This is a genomic window from Ramlibacter sp. 2FC, from assembly GCF_005503345.1.
Classification (GTDB): Bacteria; Pseudomonadota; Gammaproteobacteria; order Burkholderiales; family Burkholderiaceae_C; genus SCMQ01.
Window position 1 is genome coordinate 92,467 of the sequence record NZ_SCMM01000007.1, and the last position, 20,272, is coordinate 112,738.

The 20,272-nt window shown below is 71.8% G+C and carries 19 protein-coding genes; 7 read left to right on the forward strand and 12 right to left on the reverse strand.

Going from position 1 to position 20,272, the window contains the following annotated elements; genetic code table 11:
- Positions 1 to 90 precede the first annotated feature (90 nt).
- Entirely contained in the window at positions 91 to 1,110 is a 1,020-nt protein-coding gene (locus tag FFS10_RS05220; RefSeq protein WP_137892256.1) for a tripartite tricarboxylate transporter substrate binding protein, read from the forward strand.
- Positions 1,111 to 1,141: 31 nt separating this feature from the next.
- On the opposite strand, the gene FFS10_RS05225 is transcribed toward FFS10_RS05220, so the two are convergent.
- The 3 genes from FFS10_RS05225 to FFS10_RS05235 all read right to left on the reverse strand — a co-directional run bounded on the left by FFS10_RS05225 (position 1,142) and on the right by FFS10_RS05235 (position 4,548).
- The gene (locus FFS10_RS05225) at positions 1,142 to 1,984 is read right to left on the reverse strand and encodes a DUF2182 domain-containing protein (protein WP_137892259.1); all 843 of its coding nucleotides are present in this window, start codon (positions 1,982 to 1,984) and stop codon (positions 1,142 to 1,144) included.
- Positions 1,985 to 2,008: 24 nt separating this feature from the next.
- A complete protein-coding gene (locus FFS10_RS05230) occupies positions 2,009 to 2,611 on the reverse strand; it encodes a DUF1326 domain-containing protein (protein WP_137892261.1) in 603 nt (200 codons plus the stop codon).
- Between the two features lie 137 nt (positions 2,612 to 2,748).
- Positions 2,749 to 4,548, reverse strand: coding sequence for an ABC transporter transmembrane domain-containing protein (locus tag FFS10_RS05235; protein ID WP_137892264.1), 1,800 nt, complete (start codon positions 4,546 to 4,548; stop codon positions 2,749 to 2,751).
- Between the two features lie 75 nt (positions 4,549 to 4,623).
- On the opposite strand from FFS10_RS05235, the gene FFS10_RS05240 reads away from it, so the two are divergent.
- From FFS10_RS05240 to FFS10_RS05255, 4 genes are read left to right on the forward strand one after another with little or no spacing between them, the layout of a single operon-like run.
- A complete protein-coding gene (locus FFS10_RS05240) occupies positions 4,624 to 5,142 on the forward strand; it encodes a MarR family winged helix-turn-helix transcriptional regulator (protein WP_137892266.1) in 519 nt (172 codons plus the stop codon).
- Positions 5,139 to 6,623: an efflux transporter outer membrane subunit gene (locus FFS10_RS05245; RefSeq protein WP_137892269.1), complete on the forward strand. Its 1,485-nt coding sequence runs from the start codon at positions 5,139 to 5,141 to the stop codon at positions 6,621 to 6,623. Before FFS10_RS05240 ends, FFS10_RS05245 begins: the two co-directional genes overlap by 4 nt.
- Positions 6,624 to 6,650: 27 nt before the next feature.
- A complete protein-coding gene (locus FFS10_RS05250; RefSeq protein ID WP_137892271.1) occupies positions 6,651 to 7,994 on the forward strand; it encodes an HlyD family secretion protein in 1,344 nt (447 codons plus the stop codon).
- Between the two features lie 14 nt (positions 7,995 to 8,008).
- A complete protein-coding gene (locus FFS10_RS05255) occupies positions 8,009 to 9,574 on the forward strand; it encodes a DHA2 family efflux MFS transporter permease subunit (RefSeq protein WP_137892273.1) in 1,566 nt (521 codons plus the stop codon).
- A 9-nt stretch (positions 9,575 to 9,583) separates the two neighbouring features.
- Here the strand turns inward: FFS10_RS05255 and FFS10_RS05260 are convergent, their stop codons facing one another.
- From FFS10_RS05260 to FFS10_RS05270, 3 genes are read right to left on the reverse strand one after another with little or no spacing between them, the layout of a single operon-like run.
- Positions 9,584 to 10,648 carry a lipocalin-like domain-containing protein gene (locus FFS10_RS05260; RefSeq protein ID WP_137892306.1) on the reverse strand — a complete coding sequence of 355 codons (1,065 nt, stop codon included), beginning with the start codon at positions 10,646 to 10,648 and terminating at the stop codon, positions 9,584 to 9,586.
- Positions 10,648 to 13,194 carry an ABC transporter permease gene (locus FFS10_RS05265; RefSeq protein ID WP_137892275.1) on the reverse strand — a complete coding sequence of 849 codons (2,547 nt, stop codon included), beginning with the start codon at positions 13,192 to 13,194 and terminating at the stop codon, positions 10,648 to 10,650. Before FFS10_RS05265 ends, FFS10_RS05260 begins: the two co-directional genes overlap by 1 nt.
- A gap of 42 nt (positions 13,195 to 13,236) precedes the next feature.
- Positions 13,237 to 14,694, reverse strand: a complete 1,458-nt coding sequence (locus FFS10_RS05270; protein ID WP_137892278.1) for a mechanosensitive ion channel — start codon at positions 14,692 to 14,694, stop codon at positions 13,237 to 13,239.
- Positions 14,695 to 14,872: 178 nt separating this feature from the next.
- Between FFS10_RS05270 and FFS10_RS05275 the strand changes: the two genes are divergently transcribed.
- Both FFS10_RS05275 and FFS10_RS05280 read left to right on the forward strand, forming a co-directional pair.
- A complete protein-coding gene (locus FFS10_RS05275; protein ID WP_137892280.1) occupies positions 14,873 to 15,340 on the forward strand; it encodes a CBS domain-containing protein in 468 nt (155 codons plus the stop codon).
- Between the two features lie 132 nt (positions 15,341 to 15,472).
- Positions 15,473 to 15,901 (forward strand): Hsp20/alpha crystallin family protein, encoded by a 429-nt coding sequence (locus FFS10_RS05280; protein ID WP_137892282.1) that lies wholly within the window; start codon positions 15,473 to 15,475, stop codon positions 15,899 to 15,901.
- Between the two features lie 21 nt (positions 15,902 to 15,922).
- Here FFS10_RS05280 and FFS10_RS05285 read toward each other — a convergent pair whose 3' ends face one another.
- The 6 genes from FFS10_RS05285 to FFS10_RS05310 form a co-directional block, all read right to left on the reverse strand.
- On the reverse strand, positions 15,923 to 16,570 hold the full coding sequence (locus FFS10_RS05285; protein WP_137892284.1) for an ABC transporter ATP-binding protein: 648 nt from the start codon (positions 16,568 to 16,570) through the stop codon (positions 15,923 to 15,925).
- A gap of 7 nt (positions 16,571 to 16,577) precedes the next feature.
- Positions 16,578 to 17,558, reverse strand: coding sequence for a tRNA (adenosine(37)-N6)-dimethylallyltransferase MiaA (miaA, locus tag FFS10_RS05290; protein ID WP_137892286.1), 981 nt, complete (start codon positions 17,556 to 17,558; stop codon positions 16,578 to 16,580).
- Position 17,559: 1 nt separating this feature from the next.
- Complete coding sequence (locus FFS10_RS05295) at positions 17,560 to 18,807, reverse strand: Bcr/CflA family efflux MFS transporter (protein WP_137892288.1); 1,248 nt, start codon at positions 18,805 to 18,807, stop codon at positions 17,560 to 17,562.
- 70 nt (positions 18,808 to 18,877) lie between these two features.
- The gene (locus tag FFS10_RS05300) at positions 18,878 to 19,132 is read right to left on the reverse strand and encodes a Txe/YoeB family addiction module toxin (RefSeq protein WP_137892290.1); all 255 of its coding nucleotides are present in this window, start codon (positions 19,130 to 19,132) and stop codon (positions 18,878 to 18,880) included.
- Positions 19,129 to 19,380: a type II toxin-antitoxin system Phd/YefM family antitoxin gene (locus FFS10_RS05305; protein WP_137892293.1), complete on the reverse strand. Its 252-nt coding sequence runs from the start codon at positions 19,378 to 19,380 to the stop codon at positions 19,129 to 19,131. The genes FFS10_RS05300 and FFS10_RS05305 overlap by 4 nt, the downstream gene beginning before the upstream one ends.
- A gap of 105 nt (positions 19,381 to 19,485) precedes the next feature.
- On the reverse strand, positions 19,486 to 20,272 hold a 787-nt coding region (locus tag FFS10_RS05310), incomplete at its 5' end, for a DNA mismatch repair MutL family protein (RefSeq protein WP_502702651.1).

Sequence of the window (20,272 nt, forward strand, 5' to 3'; positions counted from 1 at the left end):
TTATATAAAAATAATGCATAAATGTACTGATTGGCATGTTTCTGGCATGCCCTGCAGGTGTTGTCTCAACCACCTTCAGGAGTTCCTGCCATGCACCACCTGCCGACTTCCCTCCCGCGCCGCCAGCTGATCCAGGCCCTAGGCGCCTGCGCCTTGGGCGCGGGCGGAGCCCTGCGCACCGCCCTGGCCAGCGCGCCATCCTTTCCCTCGGGGCCGATCTCGCTCATGGTGCCCTATCCGGCGGGCGGCCCCTCGGACGTCATCGCGCGCATCTTCAACACCCCGCTGGGCAAGACCCTGGGCACGCCGGTGCTGGTGGACAACCTGGGCGGCGTCAGCGGCGCGCTGGGGGCGCAAAAGGTGCTGGCGGCTCCGGCCAGTGGCCGGTTCCTGTACCAGGGTTCGCCGAACGAGCTGATCCTGTCGCCGCTGGCAAATGCGGCGGTCAAGTTCGACACCGAGGACTTCCAGTTGCTGCAGTTGATCAGCCACGCGCCCATGGTGGTCGTGGCACGCAAGGGGCTGCCAGCCGGCGGCATGGACGAGCTCATCTCCCTGGCGCGCTGGGCGCAGAAGCAGCGGCCGTTGGCCTATGGCAGCGTGGGCATAGGCTCGCTTTACCATGTGCTGAGCGAACACCTGGGCCAGGTGGTGGGCGCCGGCTTCACGCATGTGCCCTACAAGGGGGTGGCGCCCCTGCTGCAGGACATGGCCGGCGGCAACCTGGACTTCGCCATCCTGCCGCACTTTGCCGCGATCGACGGCCTGGCCGCACAAGATCGGGTCAAGGTGCTGGGCCAGATCGGTGCGAGCCGCGCCGAAACGCTCAAGCACCTGCCCACGGTCAACGAAGGTCGGCTGCTCAAGGGCTTTCACTTCGGCATCTGGAGCGGCTACCTGGTCAAGCGCGGCACGCCCGAGCCCGTGATGCGCACGCTGCAGCAAGCCCTGCACGCCGCACTCGGTGATCCCCAGGTGCGGGCCTCGCTGGCCGCACAAAGCCAGATCGCTGCCGCGCCCATGTCGCTGGCCGAGGCTGCAAGTTTCTACGCCAGCGAAACCGCCGGCTACCGCAAGCTGGCCAAGGCTGTGGGCATCGCCCGGCAATGAGGCGCCGGCGGCACGGTCGGTGGGAACCGCCTCACGGGCCGGTGCCGCTCAGATGGCGCGCCGCCTCGGCCAGCGCGCCCACCAGCAGCAGCGCGCCCAGCGGCGCGCTCAGGCGCCGGCCCCAGGGCAGGTTCTTCTCGGCCGCCATGGCCGCGCCTATGGCCAGCATCCAGCCCGGATTGCCGGAGCCGACCACGAACATCAGCAGCATCAGCGCCCAGCAGCAGCCCACGCAGAACAGGCCGTGCATGGCGCCCAGGCGCAGGGCCTCGCGCCCCGGCGCCCGGCCGCGCCAGTGCTGGGTGATGAAGCCGAAGGGCGAGCGGCAGCGGTCCAGGCAGCGGTACTTGAGCGCGCTGAACTGGAACAGGCCCGCCGCGCCCAGCACCAGCGGACCGATGGTCCAGCCATGCCTGAACATCCAGTTGCTGGCCTCGGCCAGCCGGTGCAGCAGGCTGTCCACGCCATGCGCCGCCAGGCCGAAGCCGAACCAGGCCAGCAGGTAGCCCAGCACCACGCGCGCCAGCAAGGCCGAGGCATCGGCCCGATCCGCCGTCATGCGGCCGAACATGCGCAGCAGCGGGTAGATGGTGGGCAGCATCATGGCCGCCACCATCAGCAGCCAGGCCGCCGCGTGCAGCGCCGCCGGCAACAGCCAATCGCCCTGCGGCAGGCTGCGGCACCACTGGGCCAGCACGCCCAGCTCGCTCCAGCGGTCATGTGCGAGGTAGCGCTCCCAGGGGCTGGTGCTCCACAGCCACAGCGCGCTCCAGGCCAGCGCCACCAAGCCGCCGAGCAGCCAGATGAACAGCCGGTCGCGCACCTGCGCCCCGCCCGCGGCGGGGGCGCTACGCTCCGGCGAGCCGGCAGGCATGGGCAGTCTCCGGCGGGTGCCCGGTCAGGCGACGAACTTGAACACGCTCTGAATCGAGTTGTAGCCCTTGATGTCGACGTCGATGTTGAGCTTGTCGTTCTTGGCGCGGTAGCGCGTGGCCTTGCCCACGAAGGCCGGTGCGCCCGGTACCGTGGAAAAGACGGTGTCATTCAACGTGGTGGTGGCACCGGTGGCGCCGCTGAACGACTCCATCTCGGCAAAGCTGACCTCGCCGACCTTGAGCGTGCCCTTGCCGCCCTGCACGTCGAAGTCGATCGGCACGCGCTCGACCGAGACCACGGTGCCGATCAGCTTGGCCATGTCGGCCACCGGCCCGCCCAGCTTGCCGGTGAAGACGTCCAGCATGGCCTGCTCCTGCTGCGGCGAGGACTTTTCGTCCACGTAGATCGCCGCACTCCAGTTGCCCTGCAGCACGTTGCCCGGGATGTAGGCCATGGCCGCCAGCGTGCGCCCCGATACGTCCACGCCGTTGACCGTGCCCTTGTCGAAATGCCAGGCCATCAGGCCCTTGCAATGGCCCAGGTCCGGGTCTTCGCCGACCCAGCAGGGGCAGATGGCCTTGCAGGTGCAGACCTCGAGCAAGCGCCCTTCGAGCTGATACGCCATGGTGTCCTCCGATGCGTTGGATGTGTTGCTTCCACCTGCGCACCGGCCTTCAGGGCCGTCGACGGTGGCAGCAAGTCTAGGACGCACTTGTGGGATTTACAAATCCGCTGCCGCTGCCGCTGCGCTGCGGCGGCTGCTCAGGCGCTGAACTGCAGCGCCGCCAGCCTGGCGTAGACGCCGCCGGCCGCGACCAGGGCCTCATGCCGCCCTTGCTCGACCATGCGGCCATGCTCCAGCACCACGATGCGGTCCGCCTTTTGCACCGTGGCCAGGCGGTGGGCGATGACCAGGGTGGTGCGCCGGCCGGCCTGGCTGTGCATGGCGGACTCCAGCGCCGCCTGTACCATGCGCTCGCTCTCGGCGTCCAGCGCGCTGGTGGCCTCGTCCAGCAGCAGCAGCGGCGCGTTCTTGAGGATGGCGCGCGCGATCGCGATGCGCTGGCGCTGGCCGCCCGACAGACGCACGCCGCGCTCGCCCAGGAAGCTGTCGTAGCCCTGCGGCAGGGCACGCAGAAAGTCGTCGGCGAAGGCGGCGCGCGCGGCGGCCTCGACCTCGGTGTCGCTGGCGCCGGGCCGCCCGTAGCGTATGTTCTCGCGCGCGCTGGCCGAGAAGATCACGGGGTCCTGCGGTACCGTCGCCACGCGCCCGCGCAGCCGGTCCAGGTCCAGCTCGGGCAACGGCCGGCCGTCCAGCAGCACCTGGCCCGACTGAGGGTCGTAAAAGCGCAGCAGCAACTGGAACACCGTGCTCTTGCCGGCGCCGCTGGCGCCGACCAGGGCCACGGTCTCGCCCGGCGCGACGCGCAGCGTGAAGTCGCGCAGCGCCGGCGTGGCCGGTCGCGAGGGGTAGTGGAAGCTGATGCCTTCGAAGGCGACGGCGCAGCCCGCGGCCGGCGCCGGCAGCGGCGTCGCACGCGCGGGCGAGGCGATGGGCGAGCGCGCCTGCAGCAGTTCCATCAGCCGCTCGGTCGCGCCGGCGGCGCGCAGCAGGTCGCCGTAGACCTCGCCCAGCACCGCCACCGCGCCGGCCAGGATGATCACGTAGACCACGGTCTGGCCCAGGTGGCCGGCCGTGATCTGCCCGGCCAGCACCGCCTCGGTGCCGCGGTACAGGCCCCACAGCAGCAGGGCGGCGTTGGCGATGATGATGAAGGCGACCAGCGCCGAGCGCGCGCGCGTGCGGCGCACGGCGGTGCGGAAGGCCTCGTCGGTGGCGGCGTCGAAGCGCGCCGACTCGCGCGCCTGGGCCGTGTAGCTCTGCACCACGGGCATGGCGTTCAGCACCTCGGCGGCGATCGCGCTGGCGTCGGCCACCCGGTCCTGGCTGGCGCGCGAGAGCCGCCGCACGCGCCGGCCGAACCACATGCTGGGCAACACCACGGCCACCAGGATCAGCAGCACCTGGGTCATCACGTAGGGGTTGGTCCAGACCAGCATGAGCAGGGCGCCGGCCCCCATCACCGCGTTGCGCAGGCCCATGGACAGCGAGGAGCCCACCACGGTCTGCACCAGGGTGGTGTCGGCGGTCAGGCGCGAGAGCACCTCGCCGGTCTGCGTGGTCTCGAAGAACTCGGGGCTCTGGTCCAGCACATGGGCGTAGACCGCGTTGCGCAGGTCGGCGGTGACGCGCTCGCCCAGCCAGCTGACCAGATAGTAGCGCGCCGCCGAGAACAGGCCGAGTGCAAAGGCCACGGCGAACAGCGCGAGGAACTGCCCGCGCAGGGCCAGCACCTGGGTGCCGCGGTCGCGCGCCGCCAGGCTGCCGTCGATCAGCTCGCGCAGCGCCAGCGGAAACAGCAGCGTGGCGCCGGCCGCGAGCAGCAGGAACAGCCCGGCCAGCACAATGCGTGCGCGGTAGGGGCGCAGGAAGGGCGCCAGGCCGCCGAGCGAGCGCGGCGCGCCTTGGCCGCGCGCGGTGGCGGAGGAGGGAATGGCCATGCGCCAGTGTAAGCCTGTCATTGCCCTGACAAAAGTAGCCTTGACAATAATTGCCTAAGCAATTAATATCGAACCATGACTGAGAAAAAGGCATACGGCTCCGGCGGTCGCGGCGAGGCCGTCGAGTTCTACCGCCCCGAGGACTATGCGCCCGAAGAGAGCATGGGCTACCTCATGCGCATGATCCTCTCCGAGGTCAAGCAGCAGGTCGAGCAGGAACTCGAGGCCTGCGGCCTGACTCACGCGCAGTGGGTGCCGCTGCTCAAGCTCTACCTGGGCCAGGCCTCGACCGTGGCCGAGGTGGCGCGCGGCTGCCAGCTCGACGCCGGCGCCACCACGCGCCTGCTGGACCGCATGGAGGCCAAGGGCCTGCTGCGCCGCGTGCGCTCCGAGGAGGACCGGCGCGTGGTGCACATCGAACTCACCGAGGAAGGGCGCCGCGCCGCGAGCCGCATCCCCGAAGTGCTCAGCCGCGTGCAGAACGCGCACCTGGCCGGCTTCTCGGCCGAGGAATGGAACACCCTCAAGAGCTACCTGCGCCGCATCCTGGCCAATGCCCAGGCATTGGCGGCCCAAGGAGAGAAGAACCCATGAGTTTCCGTATCCAGACGGCCGCGGCGCGACTCGCGCGGCCGGCCGCGGCCTTGCTGCTGCTCTCGCTGGCCGCTTGCGCCGACCTGTCCGGCATCGAATCGCAGGCCAGGCTGCGCGAGCCCGCCAGCCTGGGCCTTGCGGCCGGCGAGCGCAGCGCATCGCCGCTGGCCGCTGACTGGTGGCGCGAGTTCGGCGACGCGCAGCTCGACGCCCTGGTGGCGCAGGCACTCGAGGGCAACCCCGGCCTGCGGCTGGCCCAGGCCCGCCTGGCGCGCGCCCGGGCCGTCACCGAGGTCGCGGACGCGGCCCTGCTGCCCCAGCTCAACGCCTCGCTGGACCTCACGCGCCAGAAATACACGGCCCATGGGGCCGTGCCCGCGCCGCTGGCCGGCGCCATCCGCGACAGCGGTACGGCCCAGCTGAGCCTGGGCTGGGAGCTCGACTTCTTCGGCAAGTACCGCGCCGCGCTGGACGCGGCCCTGGGCCAGGCGCGCGCCGCCGAGGCCGAGGTCCAGGCCGCGCGCCTGCTGCTGGCCAGCAACGTGGCGCGGCAGTACATCCAGCTGGCCCGCCTGCAGGCGCAGCTGGGCGTGGCCGAGCGCACCCTGGCCCAGCGCGAGCAGACCCTGGGCCTGGTGCGCGAGCGCGTCGAGGCCGGGCTGGACACGCAACTCGAGCTCAGGCAAAGCGAGGGCAGCCTGCCCGAAGCGCGCCAGCAGCTCGAGGCGCTGCGCGAGCAGGTGGCGCTCACGCGCCATGGGCTGGCGGCCCTGGTCGGCGAGCCGGCCGTGGCGCAGAAGTTGCAGCCGGCGGCGCTGGCATCGCTCAAGGGCGGCTTGCCGGCGGGCCAGATCCCGGCCGACCTGCTGGGGCGCCGCGCCGACGTGGCCGCGGCCCGCTGGCGCGTGGAAGCGGCCGGCCACGAGGTCGCGAACGCGAAGGCGCAGTTCTATCCCAACATCAACCTGGTGGCCTTCGCCGGCCTGTCCAGCATAGGCCTGGGCCGCCTGCTCGAGGCGGGCAGCCAGCAGTGGGGCGTGGGCCCGGCGCTGCGCCTGCCGATCTTCGAGGCCGGCCGGCTGCGCGCCAAGCTGCGCGGCAAGGCGGCCGACCACGACGCGGCCGTGGAAAGCTACAACGCCGCCGTGCTGGAGGCCGTGCGCGAGACGGCCGACCAGCTGGCCTCGGCCCAGTCCATCGCGCGCCAGCAGGCCGAGCAGGCCGCCGCGCAGGCGGCCGCCGAAAGCGCCTACGAGATCGCCGTGCAGCGCTACCGCGCGGGCCTGGGCAACTACCTGCAGGTGCTCAGTGCAGAGACCGGCGTGCTGCAGCAGCGCCGCCAGGCGGTGGATCTCGCGGCGCGCGCGCTCGACACGCGCGTGGGCCTGATCCGGGCCCTCGGCGGCGGCTGGCAGGCCGACGCCGATGCGCAGGCCCGCGGCGGCTGGCAGGCCGACGCCGATGCGCAGGCCCGTCTTTAAGTCAACGAATCCAGAGAAGAACCGACCATGAACCCGACCCAAGACGCGGCCCCGGCCGCTTTGCCCCCCGGCAACCCCAGGCGCAAGAAGGCCCTGACCGCCCTGGCCGGCCTGGTCGTCGTCGCCGGCCTGGGCTGGACGGCCTACCAGTGGCTGGTCGCCAGCCGCTACGAGCACACCGACAACGCCTATGTGCAAGGCAACGTGATCCAGATCACGCCGCAGGTCGGCGGCACGGTGATGGCCATCCTGGCCGACGAGACCGACTTCGTCAAAGCCGGCCAGCCGCTGGTCAAGCTCGACCCGGCCGACGCGCGCCTGGCGCTCGAGCAGGCCGAAGCCAACCTGGCCCAGACCGTGCGCCAGGTGCGCCAGCTGTACACGCACAACGGCACGCTGGCGGCGCAGATCGCCTTGCGCGAGGCCGACGCGGCCAAGGCGCGCAGCGAGCTCGAGCGCGCCAGCCAGGACCTCAGCCGCCGCCAGTCCCTGGTCGGCAATGGTGCGGTGTCCAAGGAAGAGCTCGGCCATGCCCAGACCCAGCAGGCCAATGCCAGGAGCGCGCTGGCGGCCGCGCAGGCCGCCGTCACGGCGGCGCGGGAGCAGCTCGCCAGCAACCAGGCCATGACCGAGGGCACGCGCCTGGAGCAGCACCCCGGCGTGCTGGCCGCGGCGGCCAGGCTGCGCGAGGCCTGGCTGGCCTCGCAGCGCGCCGCGTTGCCGGCGCCGGTGGACGGCCATGTGGCCAAGCGCAGCGTGCAGCTGGGCCAGCGCGTGGCGGCGGGCACGCCACTGATGTCCATCGTGCCGCTCAATCAGGTCTGGGTGGACGCCAACTTCAAGGAATCCCAGCTGCGCCAGATCCGCCTCGGCCAGCCGGTGCGGCTCACGGCCGACCTGTACGGCAAGAAGGTCGGCTACAGCGGCCGGGTCGCCGGCCTGGGCGTGGGCACCGGCGCGGCCTTCGCGCTGCTGCCGGCGCAGAACGCCACCGGCAACTGGATCAAGGTGGTGCAGCGCGTGCCGGTGCGCATCGCGCTCGACGCCGGACAGCTCGCCGAGCACCCGCTGCGCGTGGGACTGTCCATGGACGTCGAGGTCGACATACGCGAGCAGGGGGGCAAGACCCTGGCCGAGGCGCCGCGCGCGAGCGCCGTGGCCCAGACCCCGGTGTTCGAGGCCCTGGACGACGGCGCCGAGGCCCGGGTGCGCCGCGTGATCGCGGCCCATGCCGGACAGGGCGGCGCCGCGCCGCGCCCTGCCGGCAACCAGCAGCCCGAGCCGGCGGCGCCCTCGGCGCTGCCGGTGCCCGAGGCCCTGGCCGCATCGGCCGTGCTGCGCTTGTCGCAGGCCGCGAGCGCCGCGCGCTGAGCCGGGGCCCGCGCATGGCTTCGACCACGAGCTTGCTGCCCCCGCCACCGCTGACCGGCGCGGCCCGCACCTGGGGCACGCTGGCCCTGTCGGCCGCGACCTTCATGAACGTGCTGGACACCTCGATCGCCAACGTGTCCCTGCCCGCCATCGCCGGCGACCTGGGCGTGAGCCCCAACCAGGGCACCTGGGTCATCACCAGCTTCGCGGTGGCCAACGCGATCGCCGTGCCGCTGACCGGCTGGCTGTCGCAGCGTTTTGGCCAGGTGCGGCTGTTCGTGGCCAGCGTGCTGCTGTTCGTGCTGGCCTCCTGGCTGTGTGGGCTGGCGCCCGACATGGCCTCCCTGATAGCGTTCCGCGCGCTGCAGGGCTTCGTCGCCGGCCCCATGATTCCGCTGTCGCAGTCGCTGCTGCTGGCCAGCTACCCGCGCGCGCTGGCCGGCCTGGCCATGGCCATGTGGTCCATGACCACCCTGGTCGCGCCGGTGATGGGGCCGCTGCTGGGCGGCTGGATCACCGACAACATCGCCTGGCCCTGGATCTTCTACATCAATGTGCCGGTAGGCCTGGTGGCGGCCTTCGCGTCCTGGCAGATCTACCGCCACCGCGAGAGCCCCACCCGCCAGCTGCCGATCGACGCCTGGGGCCTGGCCCTGCTGGTGCTGTGGGTCGGCGCCATGCAGCTGATGCTGGACCTGGGCAAGGAGCACGACTGGTTCCACTCCTCGGTGGTGGTGGCTCTGGCGCTGGTGGCCCTGATGGGCCTGGCCTTCTTCCTGGTCTGGGAGCTGACCGACAAGCACCCGGTGGTCGACCTCTCGCTGTTCGCGCGGCGCAACTTCTGGGCCGGCGCGCTCGCGACCGCGGTGGGCTATGGCCTGTTCTTCGGCAACGTGGTGCTGCTGCCGCTGTGGCTGCAGCAGTACATGGGCTACACGGCCACCCAGGCCGGCATGGCCATGGCGCCGGTGGGCCTGCTGGCCATCGTGCTGGCGCCGGTGGTCGGCAAGACCATGGGCCGCGTGGACCCGCGCGCCTACGCCAGCTTCGCCTTCCTGGTGTTCGGCCTGGTGCTGTGGATGCGCTCGCTGTTCAACACCCAGGTCGACCTGGCCACCATCATGGTGCCGACCCTGCTGCAGGGCGTGGCGACGGCCTTCTTCTTCATCCCCATGGTCAGCATCACCTTGTCGGGCCTCCCGCCCGAGCGCATCCCGGCGGCCTCGGGGCTGTCCAACTTCGTGCGCATCATGGCCGGCGCGATCGGCACCTCGGTCGCCACCACGGTCTGGGAGGACCGCGCGAGCCTGCACCATGCCCAATTGGTCGAGGCGCTGAGCCAGGGCAATGCGGTGGCGGGCAGCACCCTGGCCGGGTTGCGGGCCGCGGGCCTGAGCGCCGAGCAGGCCCTGGCGCAGCTCAACCGCCTGGTCGACCAGCAGGCCTTCATGCTGGCCGCCAACGACGTGTTCCATGCCTCGGCGCTGATCTTCCTGGCGCTGATCCCGCTGGTCTGGCTGTCGCGGCCGCAGCGCCTGGGCGCGGCCGGCAGCGCCGACGCCGCGGCCGGTGCGCACTGAACCAGGCATTCACAGCTTCAGCGGCTGCGCGTAGCCCGTCATCTCGAGGTAGCCGCGCCCCAGGGGCCGGCTCTGGCCGTCGAGCAGCTCCGACAGGCCTTCCCAGTAGATGGCGCCGGTGGAGCCGCGGCTGTCGAGCTCCTGGTCGTCGAGCACCGCGCGCACGCCGTACTCGCCGGCCGGCGTCTGCAGCTGCCAGGCCACCGGATAGGCGGCCCGGCTCAAGGGGCTGGTCCACCGCCGCTGCGGGACGAAGCGCGTCTCGCCAGGGCGGAACACCTGGAGCCGGCCCTCGGCCGTGCGGAACGAGCCGCCGTCCCACAGCGCGCTGCCGTCGGCGCGGCGCAGCCGGAAGGAGGTGAGGGCGCTGCCGTCGAACAGGTTCATGCCTATCCAGTCCCAGCCCCTGGCCTCGGGGTGCATCAGGGCCTCGCTCCATTCGTGGTCCAGCCAGGCGCGGCCGGGCTCGGTCAGGCTGAAGCGCTGGCCCTTCAGGCGCAGCTCGCCGCGCACCGCGAGCTGGGGCCGGCTGTAGTAGTAGCTGGCCTGCCCGGGCTCGGGCCCCTTGCGCGACAGGCCCTGCTCGCCCTGCAGCAGCAGCGGCTGGGTGGCCTCGGCCTCGAGCTGCAGGGCGAACTCGCCGGCCTCCACGCGCGCCAGGTAGACCCCGCCCTGGCGCCTCAGCGACCAGTCGTTCAGGCGCAGCCCGGTGTCGGCCTCGCTCGCGATCACGCGGTCCAGGCCGGGCAGGGACAGGCTGCGCGCGATGCGCTGGTCGTGCCAGAGGCGGCGGCCCTGCACGTCGGTGATGGCCGCATGGGCGAACAGCAGCTGGCGCGCGGCGAAGCGCGAACGCATGGCCTGCGTGGCGTCCACGCGCGAGCGGAAGAAGGTGATCTGGAAGCCGAACTCGCGGCCCGCGGCACGGGCGTGGCCCGTGAGGTACCACCACTCGGTGCGGAACTCGGGGTGGGCGCCATGGTCGCGGGGGAATTGCAGCCTGCGCGGCGGCAGGGCCAGCGCGCCCAGGGGAGCGAGCCCGGCGGCGATCAGCAGCGGCCGGCGCGCCAGCATCACCAGTCCTCCTTCACGGCCAGCACCGCGTCCCGGCCAGCGGCCGCGCGGCCCGCCAGCCAGGCGGTCGCCGTGCCGGCCAGCACCACGGCCGCGCAGAGCAGCAGCAGGCGGGCCCAGGGCACCAGCAGGTCCATGGTCCAGTGGAAGCTCTGCGGGTTGACCACATGCACCAGCACCACCGACACCGCCAGGCCCAGCGCCAGCCCCGCAGCCGCGCCGACCAAGGTCCAGGCCGCGCCCTCGCCGGCGACCACGGCGAGGATCTGGCGCCGCGTCAGGCCCAGGTGGGCCAGCAGGCCGAACTCCTTGCGCCGGGCCAGCACCTGGGCGCTGAAGCTGGCCGCCACGCCGAACAGGCCTATGCCTATGGCCACCGCCTGCAGCCAGTAGGTGACGGCGAAGCTGCGGTCGAAAATGCGCAGCGAGGTGGCGCGCAGCTGGGCCGCGGACGCGAACTCGACCAGGGCGCCCTGGCCGCCGGGCAGGCGCTCGGCCAGGGCGCGCACCGCCTGCTGCACCTCGGCTGGCGCTGCCCCGGGCGCCAGCCACAGCGCCAGGTCGGTCGCGCGGCTGTCGCCGGTCAGGCGCGTGAAATCGCGCCGGTCCATGGCGATGGCGCCGAACTGCCGCACGTAGTCGCGCCACACCCCGGCCACGAAGAAGCGGGTCGGCGAGTCGGCCAGGCCCAGCGCCGCCGCCAGCGGCTCGAACACCTGGCCGGGCCGCGCGCCGTGCAGCGCGAGCATGGCTTCGCTCACGTAGATGCCGACCTGGCCCGGCGGCACCGGCAGGGCCGCCCCGACCAGGGGCAGGGTGTGCGCCGGCTCGTCCATCCAGCGTGCGAGCAGGGTGACGGGCGGCAGGGCCGGGTCCAGCAGCAGGGAGCGGGCGCGCACTGCGCCCAGGCGCGCCACGCCCGGCAGCTGTGCGACCGCCTGGGCGAACTCGGGCGTGAAGAACACCGTGTCGCCGGCGGCGGCCGCGCTCGCCGTGCGCAGGTAGAGGTCGGCCGGCAGCACCTGGTCCAGCCAGTGCGTGACCGAGTCGCGGAAGCTCGCCACCATGACCGTGAGCGCCACCGCCAGGCTCAGCGAGGCGACCACGCCGCTCACCGCCACGGCCGCGCTCTCGCGCATGCGGCGCGCGCGCTCCACGGCCAGCAGCGGCAGCAGCCGGTTGGCGCTGAGCCCGGCCAGCCTGTCGTACAGCAGGGCCACGCCCCAGGGCAGGGCCGTGATGCCGCCCAGCAGCAGCAGGCCGACCGAGGCATAGGCGGCCAGCGGCACGCCCGCCACCGGCGGGGCCAGGGCCAGCAGCAGGCCCAGGGCCATCAGGGCCAGGCCGACGCCGTGGCTGCGCCCGCCCGCCGCCGCGTCGCCCAGGCCCTTGAGCGCCTGCGCCGGTGCCAGGCGCTGCGCGGCCTGCGCGGGCCACCAGCCGCCGGCCAGCGCGGCCAGCGTGCCCAGGGCGCCGTAGCCCAGCGCCGCGCCCGGGCTCCACTGCAGGGCCGGCGCCACGCCGGCGAAATAGCCGCCGCCCAGGTCGCCGCCGAGCAGGTGCAGCCCCAGGGCCGCGAGCGCCGTGCCCAGGGCCAGGCCGGCCAGGCTGCCCACCCCGCCCAGCGCCAGCGATTCCCACAGCACCAGGCGCAACCGACCGCGCGCCGACAGGCCCAGCACGCCCAGCAGCGCGAACTGCTGCTGGCGCCGCGCCACGCTGAGCGAGAGCACCGAGAACACCAGGAAGGCGCCGGTGAACAGCGCCACCAAGGCCAGCACCGTGAGGTTGACCCGATAGGCGCGCGAGAGGCTGCTCACGCGCGCGGCGGCGTCGCCGGGCTCGACCGCCAGCATGCCGGCCGGCAGCTGCAGCGCACGCAGCAGGGCCGCGCGGTCGGCGCCGGGGCGCAGGCGCAGGTCGATGCGCGACAGCCGGCCCAGCCGCTCGAACAGTTCCTGCGCGGCCGCGATGTCCATCACGGCCAGCGGCGGCCCGCCCGCGGCCACGCTGCCGGCGACCCGCACTTCGTGCAATTGCAGGCCGCTTTGCAGGCGCAGCGGCGCGTCGGCGGCGGCGCCGGCCTGCAGGGCCTGGCGCGCGGCCGGGTTGAGGAAGACCGTCGCCGGCGCAAACAGCGCCAGCCTGTCCTCGGCCCGCGCGGGCACCGGCACCAGCGCCGGGCTGATCGTGGTCGCGGCCAGCGCGTCGAGGCCGACCACGCGCAGCGGCTGGCGCTGCCCCGCCGCGTCGAGCGCGTAGGTGGACAGCTCCAGCACCGGGCTGGCCAGCGCCACGTCGGGATGCTGGGCCACATGCACGAACAGGGTTTCGTCGAAGCTGCCCTGCGCGGGCCGCAGCTCCAGGTCGGGCTGGCCGCCGACGGCGCGCACGGCGCTGGAGAACTCGCTGAGCGCCGAGGCGTTGATCAGCTGCACCGAGAACGCCAGCGCCACGCCCAGCATCACGGCCGCCACGGCCGCCAGGCTGCGCCAGGGGTGGTGGCGCAGCTCCTGCCAGGAGAACGTGGAAAGAAGGGCGCGCATGCACTCATTGTGCCGAGCCGGCGCGCCCTCCGCGGGCGAGGATCAATCCTTGCGCAGCTTGGCGAACCAGTGCTCCATCAGCTTGCCGGCGGCCTCGCGCCCGCCCAGGCCGAACGACAGGGCGACCGCCACCGCGACGGCGCCCAGGGTGAGCCCGAACGCCAGCTGCACGATCTCGTTGGCAATGCCCATGGCGCGCAGGCCCATGGCGATGACCAGGCCGAGGATGGCGAAGCGCGCCAGGTTGGCGACCAGGCTGCCTTCGGGACTGGCCTGGCGGATGGTGCGGTAGGCCAGGTTGGACAGCCAGTAGCCGATCACCAGGATGGCGCTGCCCAGGAGGATGTCGGCGCCGAAGCGCACGAAGGTGGTGACCACCTCGCTGACCTGATGAAAGCCCAGCTGCGCGGCGGCTTCCACCGTGGCGAACAGCATCGCGAAGAACATCACCAGCAAGCCGACCAGGTGGGACGGGCGGGTCGCGCCGGACAGGGCGTGGGCGATGCCCATCTTCGCCGGCAGGCCGTCGAAGCCCGCGCTTTCCAGCAGCCTGGCCAGCAGGCTCGAGGCGAAGCGCGCCACATACCAGGTCAGCAGCAGGATGACGGCGGCGGCGACGATGTGCGGCACCGCCTCCAGGATTTGCGCCAGCATCTGCGAGGCAGGACGCGAGATGGCTTCGACCTTGAGGGCCTCGAGGGCGGCGATCAGCGAGGGCACGAACACCAGGATGAACACCAGCGTGCCCAGCAGGCGCGACAGCCCGACCGCCTTGTCCAGCCCCACCCGCTCGTTCAGCGTGTCCGCGCCCGCGGCCGCCGCCAGGTTGCTGACCAGGCCGCGCAGCACGCGCGCCACCAGCCAGCCGACGACGACGATCAGGGTCGCGCCGAACAGATTGGGCACCATGTCGAGCAGCTTGGCGAGCATGGCGCGCACCGGCTCGAGCACGCCGGTCAGCTGGAACGCCGACAGCACCGCCGGCAGGAAAAACAGGATCACCAGCCAGAACAGCACGTTGCCGGCGTAGTCGCTCATCGGCTTCATGCCGGCCTCGGCCGACAGCCTTTCGTCGATCGAGGTGGCGGCCAGCCCGCGCGTCACCGCGGCCCGCAGCACCGTGGCCAGCACCCACGCGACCAGCGCCAGCAGCATGCCCGCCAGCAGGTTGGGCACGTAGCCGAGGATGCCCTGCATCAGGTCGGCGAACGGCGCCGACAGATTGGACAGGTCCAGCGTGTTGAGCGTGGCCACCAGCGTGGCCAGCAGGATCAGCCAGAACACGCCGGTGGCCAGCGGCGTTTCGGCATCGACGGCGGCGTGGGTGCTCTGTGCGAGGTGCACGTTGAGCTTGATCATGGCCAGCAGGCGCCGCACTCCGGCACGCGCGATCACCGCCAGCAGCCAGCCCAGCATCAGGATGGCCAGCGCCCCGACGATCTGTGGCAGTTGGGCGCCTAGCGTGTTCTGCAGCGAGGCCGAAAAAACGTTGAGATCCATAAACCCTCCGGACGTTGTAGGAATTTCTGCGCAGGGATGCGCGGATTCATTGTGAACGCCCCGCTTGCGGCCGGGCAAGTCGCTACGGGCCCCCACCATGGACGCGGCGCCCGTCCGGGTCTATTCTGAAAACAAAGGGATGCATGGTCGCGTCCCGCCAGCCAGCGAGGAGAGCATCATGGGCGAGCGTTTAACCACCGGTGAGATCTGCACCCGCGACGTGAGCTTCGCCTTGCGCGCCATGCCGCTGAACGAGGCGGCCCGCCTCATGCGCGAAAACCACGTGGGCAGTCTGGTCGTGGTCGACGAGCTCGCGGGCCAGCGCATCGTGGTGGGCCTGCTCACCGATCGCGACATCGTCACCGCGGTGGTGGCCGCAGGGGTCGATCCAGGCATGCTCAACGTGGGCGAGGTGATGAGCACCGACCTGGTGACCGCGCGCGAGGACGATTCGCTGATCGACCTGATGCGTGTGATGCGCCGCCAGGGTGTGCGCCGCGTCCCCGTCGTGGGCGGGCAGGGCGAGCTGATCGGCCTGGCCACGCTGGACGACGTGCTGGCCGTCCTGTCGGAGGAGCTGGCTCTGCTGGTGGCCGCCATTGGCACCGAAGGCCAGCGCGAGCGCAGGATGCGGCCCGGCGCCTGAGGGCCTTGCGCCGCCGGGTGTTGACCGGCATCAAATCCTGTGCGCGAAAGCCTTGAGATTGCCACTGGCGGCACGCATATTCAGGTACGTGGCGCCAAGCCATGCCAACCAGCCAGTTTGAAGGAGAGACGCATGAGTTCACTGATCCCTCGTGGCAGCAGCCTGTTCGACGAATTCTTCAAGGACTTCGCACCGGGCTTCTACATCCGGCCCCTGCACGGCGACCCCCTGCCTTCGCCCGCGCAGATCAAGGTCGATGTCTCCGAGTCCGACCAGGCGTACACGGTGTCCGCCGAGGTGCCCGGCGTGCGCAAGGAGGACATCCAGGTTTCGATCGAAGGCAATGTGGTGACCCTGCGCGCCGAGGTCAAGCAGGGCGATCAGAGCGGCGACGAGAAATCGCTGCGCAGCGAGCGCTATTACGGCGCGGTCTCGCGCAGCTTCCAGCTGCCGGCCGAGATCGACCAGGGCCAGTCCAAGGCCAAGTACGACAACGGCGTGCTCACGCTGACCCTGCCCAAGAAGCAGGGCCAGGGCTCGCAGCGCCTGATGATCGAGTAAGCCGGGGCGCCGGCAGCGCCCTCAGGGCGCGATGCCGGCGGCGGTGAGCTGCAGCACGCGGTCCGCGCGCGCCGCAGCGGCTTGCGAGTGCGTCACCAGCACCAGCGAGGCGCGGTGGGCGCGGCATTGCGCCGTCAGCAAGTCCATGACGCGGGCGGCCGTGGCCGGATCCAGGTTGCCGGTCGGCTCGTCGGCCAGCAGCAATTTCGGCTGATGCACCAGGGCGCGTGCGATCGCGACGCGCTGCAGCTGGCCGCCGCTCAGTTGCTGAGGCAGACGCGCGCCCAAGCCGGCCAAGCCCACGGCCTCGAGCATGGCGGCCACGCGCGCCTGGTCGGGCTGGCCCAGCAGCAGCAGGGGCAGGGCCACGTTCTGCGCCACGTCCAGGTGCGGCAGCACGTGGAAGGCCTGGAACACGAAGCCCAGGTGGCGGCGTCGCCAGAGCGCGCGCTGCTCCTCGTCCTGGGCGCCGATGTCCACGCCGTCGTGCACCACGCTACCGCTGTCCCAGCGGTCCAGGCCGGCCAGGCAGTTGAGCAGGGTGGACTTGCCCACGCCCGACTCGCCGACGATGGCGACGAACTCGCCGCTGTCCACTTGCAGCGAGACATGGGCGAACACCGGCGTGTCGCCGTAGCGCTTGCACAAGTCGGTGACGACCAGGCTCATGGCGGACTCAGGAGGCCGGGGGCGCAGCGAGCAGCCGGTCGACCAGGTCCAGCAGCTGCGGCAGCGCGTCGGGCGCGTCGCAGGCCAGCACATGGCGCTGCGGCATCGCGCGCAGCCAGGTCAGCTGGCGCTTGGCGAGCTGGCGCGTGGCGTAGATGCCGCGCTCGCGCAGCTCGGCCAGCGGCAGGCGGCCCTCCAGCGCCTCCCAGGCCTGGCGGTAGCCCACGCAGCGCATGGCCGGCAGCTCGGCATGCAGGTCGCCGCGCGCGCGCAGCCGCATCACCTCCTCGAGGAAGCCCGCCGCCAGCATGGCGTCGAAGCGCTGGGCGATGCGCTCGTGTAGCCAGGCGCGCGACTGCGGCTCCAGCGAGATCAGCGGCGCCTGCAGCGCGTCGCGCGGCGCGCCCTGGTCGGCGGCGCGGTGGAAGGCCGACAGCGGCTGGCCGCTCACGCGCCAGACCTCGAGCGCGCGCTGTATGCGCTGCGCGTCCAGCGGCGCCAGGCGCGCGGCCGTGGCCGGGTCCACGCGCGCGAGCTCTGCATGCAGGGCCGGCCAGCCGCGCGTGGCGGCCTCGGCCTCCAGCTGCGCGCGCACCGCGGGGTCGGCGGCCGGCATCGGGTCCAGGCCCTCGAACAAGGCCTTGAAGTACAGCATGGTGCCGCCCACCAGCAGCGGCAGGCGGCCGCGCGCGCGGATCTCGGCCACCAGGCGAGTCGCGTCCTGCACGAACTCGGCCGCGCTGTAGGCCTGCAGCGGGTCGCGGATGTCGATCAGGTGGTGCGGCACGGCGGCCAGCTCCTCGCGCGAAGGCTTGGCCGTGCCTATGTCCATGCCGCGGTAGACCAGGGCCGAGTCCACGCTGACGATCTCCACCCCGCCGCGCGAGGCGAGCTGCTGCGCGATCGCCAGCGCCCCCGCGGTCTTGCCCGAGGCCGTGGGCCCGGCAAGAGCAATCGCCCCCACGTTCGTCACTTTCTCGCGGCTCATCTCAATGCTTGGGCGGCGTGCCATGCCATTGCACCAAGGTCCAGGCGACTGCGGCGATGCAGATGCTCCACAACCAGATGCCGTAGACCAGCGGAAACACCGTGCCGTCCATGCGCGTGCCCAGCCAGCCGCCCATGGCGAAGGCGGCGACCATCATCAGGAAGCCGTTCAGCGCCGAGGCCGTGCCGGCGGCCTGGGGGAAGGGGCCGATGGCGCCGCTCTGCCCGCAGGGCTGGTGCACGCCATGGCCCAGCATGAACAGGTAGAACGGCCCCATGATGGCCCAGGCGCCCCACCAGGACTGGCCTTCGCCGAGCAGGGCCAGCACGCCCATCAGCGTGCCGCCGGTCAGGGTCAGCCCGCCCGCCAGCGCCACCGTGCGGCGCACGCCGAAGCGCGCCAGCAGATGCCGGCACATGAAGGTGCCCGCAATGTAGGACAGCGACATGCTGAACATCAGCAGGCCGTACTGCGTCTTGCTGAACGAGAGCACGCGGATGAAGACGAAGGAAGACGCGGCCAGGAAGGTGAACAGGCCCAGGTAGGAGGTGGTGGCCAGGGCCGAATAGGCGAGGAAGGTGGGGTGGCGCAGGATCTGCACCCAGGCGCGCGCGAGCGCCAGCGGCTGCAGGGCCTGGGGGTTGCGCTGCTGCAAGGTTTCCTCGAAATGCCGCGCGACCATGAACAGCGCGCCGGCGCCGAACAGCGCCAGCACCAGCAGGGCCGCGCGCCAGCCCAGCAGGTCCGACAGCAGGCCGCCCAGCGGCGCGCTCAGGCAGGCGATCACGCCCAGGCCGCTCAGGCCCTTGGACATGATGCGCGCGCCCTCGATCGGCGGGTAGAGGTCGCGCACGATGGCGCGCGCGCACATCACGCCCGCGCCCATGGCCGCGCCCTGCAGGGTGCGCCAGGCGATCAATTGCTCCATGGAGGGCGCGAACACGCTGCCGAGCGAGGCGGCGGCATAGGCGGCGAGGCCCCACAGCAGCACCGGCCGGCGGCCGAAGCGATCGGACAGCGGCCCCCACACCAGTTGCGAGAGGCCGAAGGCCAGCAGCAGGGCCGTCAGCGTGAGCTGGGCCTGGGCCATGTCGGCGCCAAAGCCCTCGGTCAGGGCGGGCAGGGCCGGCAGGTACAGGTCGGTGGTGATCGGCTGCAGGCCCAGCAGCAGGGACAGCAGCAACACGATCAGCGCCGGCGACATGGCCGACGGCGCGGCCAGGGACGAGGCTGGGGGGAAGGCGGACATCCGGGCGAGGGTAGCAGAACGTCGCTGGACAGGCCTTGAGCTGGATCGCAGTCGATGGCGCGCGCCCGCGCTAGTAGTGATACCGCAGCTGAGCGATGAGCAGGTCGCCGTCTGAAACCTTGTAGACGATGCGATGCTCGTCATTAATTCGCCTGGACCAATAGCCGGACAAAGCGTGCCTCAAGGGTTCGGGCTTGCCCGTTCCTTCAAACGGGGTGCGCGTGATTTCCTGGATCAGGCCGTTGATTCGCTGCAGCAGCTTCTTGTCGGTCTTTTGCCAGTACAGGTAGTCGTCCCACGCCTGATCGGAAAAGATCAGCCTCACGGGGCCAGCTTCCGTTCCTTGCCCTTTCCACTCTCAAGCGCCGCAATGGACTCGAGCAGGCGCTGCGCATTCTTGGGCGCGCGGAGCAAATAGGCCGTTTCTTCCATGGCCTTGAAATCGTCCAGTGAGATCATGACCACCGCCTGCTGACCACTCCGGGTGATGATGATGGGCTCGTGGTCGTCGCAAACCCGGTTCATGGTGTCGGCCAAGCGGGCACGGGCTGCGCTGTAGGTGATGGCATCCATTTGGGCTTCCCAGATATGTACAACTTATTGTACCTTTTCCGGGTTGGCGGCGCACAGCGGCGCGCCTTGGTCAGGCGCGCGTGACCGCTGGTCGGAAATCGACTTTCAGCGCCCGCGCAGGAACAGCGCGTCGAGCTCGCGCAGCGTGAGCTGGCGCCAGGTCGGGCGGCCGTGGTTGCACTGGTCGGAGCGCTCGGTGGCCTCCATCTGGCGCAGCAGGGCGTTCATCTCCTCCAGCGTGAGGCGGCGGTTGGCGCGCACCGCGCCGTGGCAGGCCATGGTGGCCAGCAGCTCGTTCTGCGCGCGCTCGACCACGCCGCTGGCCTCGTGCTGGGCCAGCTCGGCCAGCACGCTGCGCGCCAGCTCGACCGCGTCGCCCTGGGCCAGGGTGGTCGGCACGGCGCGCACGGCCAGGGTGCGTGGCGAGAACGGCGTGATCTCAAGGCCCAGGCTGTGCAGGGCATCGACGCAGGCCTCGGCCGTGGCCTGCTCCTGCGGCGTGGCGGCGAAGGTGGCGGGGATCAGCAGCGGCTGGCTGGCGATGGACGCGCCCTGCAATTGCTGCTTGAGCCGCTCGTAGACGATGCGCTCGTGCGCCGCGTGCATGTCCACCACCACCAGGCCCTGGCGGTTCTCGGCCAGGATGTAGATGCCGTGCAGCTGGGCCAGCGCGCGACCCAGGGGCCAGTCGCCGGGCGGCAGGGGGACGGGCTCGACAAATGCTTGCGGCGCGGAGGGGCGTGTATCGGTGGCTGCGGCCGGAACGCTGTCGGCATGGGGGGCCGAGGGCGACCACAGCGCGGCCAGGTCGCTCACCCGGTGGCCCTGCGGCGCGCCGAAGTCCATCCCGGGCTGGCGCCAGCCCGCGCTCGGCGGCAGGTTCGGGCGGGCC

Excerpts from the sequence above, each read along its gene's own strand:
- FFS10_RS05220 (WP_137892256.1), top strand. The coding sequence starts at position 91 with ATGCACCACCTGCCGACTTCCCTCCCGCGCCGCCAGCTGATCCAGGCC.
- FFS10_RS05225 (WP_137892259.1), bottom strand. The coding sequence starts at position 1,984 with ATGCCTGCCGGCTCGCCGGAGCGTAGCGCCCCCGCCGCGGGCGGGGCG.
- FFS10_RS05230 (WP_137892261.1), bottom strand. The coding sequence starts at position 2,611 with ATGGCGTATCAGCTCGAAGGGCGCTTGCTCGAGGTCTGCACCTGCAAG.
- FFS10_RS05235 (WP_137892264.1), bottom strand. The coding sequence starts at position 4,548 with ATGGCCATTCCCTCCTCCGCCACCGCGCGCGGCCAAGGCGCGCCGCGC.
- FFS10_RS05240 (WP_137892266.1), top strand. The coding sequence starts at position 4,624 with ATGACTGAGAAAAAGGCATACGGCTCCGGCGGTCGCGGCGAGGCCGTC.
- FFS10_RS05245 (WP_137892269.1), top strand. The coding sequence starts at position 5,139 with ATGAGTTTCCGTATCCAGACGGCCGCGGCGCGACTCGCGCGGCCGGCC.
- FFS10_RS05250 (WP_137892271.1), top strand. The coding sequence starts at position 6,651 with ATGAACCCGACCCAAGACGCGGCCCCGGCCGCTTTGCCCCCCGGCAAC.
- FFS10_RS05255 (WP_137892273.1), top strand. The coding sequence starts at position 8,009 with ATGGCTTCGACCACGAGCTTGCTGCCCCCGCCACCGCTGACCGGCGCG.
- FFS10_RS05260 (WP_137892306.1), bottom strand. The coding sequence starts at position 10,648 with ATGCTGGCGCGCCGGCCGCTGCTGATCGCCGCCGGGCTCGCTCCCCTG.
- FFS10_RS05265 (WP_137892275.1), bottom strand. The coding sequence starts at position 13,194 with ATGCGCGCCCTTCTTTCCACGTTCTCCTGGCAGGAGCTGCGCCACCAC.
- FFS10_RS05270 (WP_137892278.1), bottom strand. The coding sequence starts at position 14,694 with ATGGATCTCAACGTTTTTTCGGCCTCGCTGCAGAACACGCTAGGCGCC.
- FFS10_RS05275 (WP_137892280.1), top strand. The coding sequence starts at position 14,873 with ATGGGCGAGCGTTTAACCACCGGTGAGATCTGCACCCGCGACGTGAGC.
- FFS10_RS05280 (WP_137892282.1), top strand. The coding sequence starts at position 15,473 with ATGAGTTCACTGATCCCTCGTGGCAGCAGCCTGTTCGACGAATTCTTC.
- FFS10_RS05285 (WP_137892284.1), bottom strand. The coding sequence starts at position 16,570 with ATGAGCCTGGTCGTCACCGACTTGTGCAAGCGCTACGGCGACACGCCG.
- miaA (WP_137892286.1), bottom strand. The coding sequence starts at position 17,558 with ATGAGCCGCGAGAAAGTGACGAACGTGGGGGCGATTGCTCTTGCCGGG.
- FFS10_RS05295 (WP_137892288.1), bottom strand. The coding sequence starts at position 18,807 with ATGTCCGCCTTCCCCCCAGCCTCGTCCCTGGCCGCGCCGTCGGCCATG.
- FFS10_RS05305 (WP_137892293.1), bottom strand. The coding sequence starts at position 19,380 with ATGGATGCCATCACCTACAGCGCAGCCCGTGCCCGCTTGGCCGACACC.